Annotated in this window: 2 protein-coding genes and 1 pseudogene; all 3 read left to right on the top strand. The window is 63.0% G+C overall.

The window, feature by feature from the left end; translation table 11 throughout:
* A pseudogene (locus tag RMN95_RS01980) lies at positions 1-199 on the top strand (heavy metal translocating P-type ATPase); the annotation flags it as partial.
* Between the two features lie 81 nt (positions 200-280).
* Positions 281-1231, top strand: a complete 951-nt coding sequence (locus RMN95_RS01975; protein WP_309615285.1) for a universal stress protein — start codon at positions 281-283, stop codon at positions 1229-1231.
* Between the two features lie 71 nt (positions 1232-1302).
* Positions 1303-3018: HAD-IC family P-type ATPase (locus tag RMN95_RS01970; protein WP_309615284.1), on the top strand; the 1716-nt coding region annotated here is incomplete at its 3' end.

The following is a 3018-nucleotide window of genomic DNA, read 5'->3' as shown; positions in this document are numbered from 1 at the left end:
CATGGCCGTCGACGTCGGACGGGACACCGTGCGGATCGCGCTGCAAAGCATCTGGCTTGGGATCGCACTGAGTGTCGGTCTGATGATCGTCGCCGCAGTAGGAGTCATCCCCGCAACCGTCGGCGCCGGCATCCAGGAGCTGGTAGACCTTGCGACCATACTCAACGCACTCCGCGCTCTTCGACCCCGTGAGCACTGAACCAGCCGCAACCGCCCAGCGCGGCAACATTAGGGCCTTTGTGCCCTAACCCCGGTGGGTCGACGATGCGACGGTAGTGACATGACCATTCCAACGCTTCCCCTTGTCGTCGGCGATGACGGCTCGATGGGCGCACGACGGGCTCTTGAATTCACTCTCGACCTTGCCGAGCGGCTGGCGGCGCCTGTCGTAGTTGTGCGTTCATGGGGCATTGACCCGCGCACTCCCGCCGTCACCCAGATGCTCGGTTACTCGACCTCGGCGGCCGAACTCAATGAGCAGGTCGTGGGCGAACTCATCAGGGACACCCGCGAGACGGCGAACGAACACCCGGGCGTGGATGTCGAGTACAGGTCGGGGGAAGAGTCGCCCGCTGAACTGCTGTGCGAGGCATCCATCGGTTCCCGGATGCTCGTTGTCGGGTCGAGGGGGCTGGGCGGCATAGCCGGTCTTCTGCTCGGATCGGTCAGCAACACCTGCCTCCATGAGTCGACACGACCTGTTCTCGTGGTGCACGCGTCACACCCGCGCACCCGGCCGACGCCCGATGAGGAAGACCCCGCTCATCCGGGCGAGATCGCGATTCCGAGGGTGACACCGGGCGCCATCGTCGTCGGTCATGATGGGTCACCACACGCCGACCGCGCGCTGACCGAGGCCCTCGGCCTGGCTCAGGAACTCGGCGTTCCGGTGTCAGTTATTCGCACCTGGAGTATCGACAGTGCGCCCAGGGGCGCCCTGTGGAAGGACGGCTCGGTGTCGTCTCACCTTGAGGTCTCCGAGGCCGTGCGCCAGGAACTGACGGCCGAGATCAGGCCGCTCACCGACTCGCATCCCACTGTCGATGTCAATTGTTTCGCAGTTCTGGGGCAGCCTGCCAACATTCTCACGCGCGCATCCCGCGATGCGCTGATGCTCGTGATCGGCAGCCGGGGGCTCGGGGGCTTCAGCGGGCTGCTGCTCGGATCGGTTAGCATGCAGTGCGCACACCGGGCCAGCTGCGCGACGCTGGTCGTGCCCCACCGGGGTTGAGGGAGGTCGTGTCTGTGGCGTCAACGGAGGTGAGCCAGGGCGATAGCACCACGTCAACCTCGAAGAGTGGGATGTCGACCGTACACCGCCTGGCATCGATGGAGGTGCCGGCCGCATTGGCTCTGTTGAATACGACGGCGGCAGGGCTCTCCGGTGCTGATGCCGCCGAGCGCCTGATCGCGGTGGGGCAAAATGCCTTGCGTGTGCACCGGGCGAGGCCCTGGAGGGTGTTGGGGCGCCAGCTCAAGAGTCCCATTCTGATTCTGCTGTTTGTCACTGCGGGAGTCTCGGTGTTCCTGGGAGAGGCGACGAATTCGATCATTATCGGGGTGATTCTTGTTGCCAGCATCGGGCTGGGCTTCGTGAATGAATTCCGAGCAGAACGGGCCGGAGACGCTCTGCATGATCAGGTGAGACACACAGTGCTCGTCATGCGCGACTCCGCTCTTGCTGAGGTTGATGTGACGGCCCTGGTTCCCGGAGACATCGTGCATCTCAGCATCGGGTCGGTCGTTGCGGCTGACATCCGCCTCATCAGCTGCCATGAACTCTCCTGCGACGAGGGAATTCTCACCGGTGAATCCTTGCCCGTCGAGAAATCATCGGTGCCCTCTGCTCCGGATGCCGCGATCGGCGATCTCAGCTCGTGTGTGCTGATGGGCACCGTCATCCAGTCCGGATCAGCGGTAGGCTTAGTGGTCGAGACCGGGCCGCGCACCGAGTTCGGACGAATTGCGACCGGCCTCGGCACCCAGCAACCCCAGACGGAATTTCAACGGGGGCTGAGCGCGTTCTCCCTACTTCTTCTCGAGGTGGCTGTGGCTCTGACATCGGTCATCTTCGTCGCCAACCTGTTGTTGCAGCGGCCCGTCATCGACTCACTACTGTTCTCACTGGCGATCGCGGTGGGCATCACTCCGCAGCTGCTCCCCGCCGTTGTGAGCGCCAGTCTTGCCGCCGGCTCTCGGGCTCTGACCAAAAAAAGTGTTCTGGTCAAGCGTCTGATCTGCATCGAAGATCTGGGCAACATGGACATGCTCGTCACCGATAAGACGGGAACCCTCACCGAGGGCCGAATCACGTTCACGGCTGCCATTCCGATCGACAGCGGCACCTCGGTCTCGCACCTCCACCTTCTGGCGCTGCTCGCCACCGAATCGGAGCGTGCCGAGGGGCACATGGTGACCCTCGGCCTCAATCCACTGGACGCGGCGCTGTGGAATGCCCCCGCCTCGGCGTCGATGCATCCCGAAAGATACAACCAGCTCGAAGTGTTGCCCTTCGATCACAATCGGCGCATGACGAGCGTGCTCGTGGATGACCCCTCCGGCAGACGTTTCATCATTACTAAGGGGTCACCGGAAGAGGTGCTTCTTAAGTGCTCACGGGTTCCGGGCTCGGCGCGAAGCACTCTCGATATCGAGTACTCGAAGGGTGCGCGAGTCGTGGCCGTTGCCCATAAGTTCGCTCCCGATCAGCACGGGATCGGTGCCGGGGATGAGGCGGGGCTGACGCTCGATGGCTTTCTGGTCTTTCTTGACCCACCCAAAGCAGACGCAGCGTCATCGCTTGCGAAACTCGCGCAACTCGGAATCACCGTCAAGATCGCTACCGGCGACAGTGCGATCGTCGCCGAGAAAGTGCTCTCAGACCTCGGCATCCTGTCAGCCGGAACGCTCTCGGGTAACGACATCGACGCTCTGAGCGACGACGACCTAAAGCATTCCGCGGCCTCCGCGACCATCTTCGCCAGAGTCTCACCCGAGCAGAAGGCGCGAATTATCAGA

Origin of the sequence: Salinibacterium sp. (assembly GCF_031364185.1) — a bacterium.
GTDB lineage: Bacteria > Actinomycetota > Actinomycetes > Actinomycetales > Microbacteriaceae > Rhodoglobus.
The sequence above is the reverse complement of the archived record's forward strand: the minus strand, read 5'-3'. Positions and strand labels throughout refer to the sequence as shown.

Excerpts from the sequence above, each read along its gene's own strand:
- RMN95_RS01975 (WP_309615285.1), top strand. The coding sequence starts at position 281 with ATGACCATTCCAACGCTTCCCCTTGTCGTCGGCGATGACGGCTCGATG.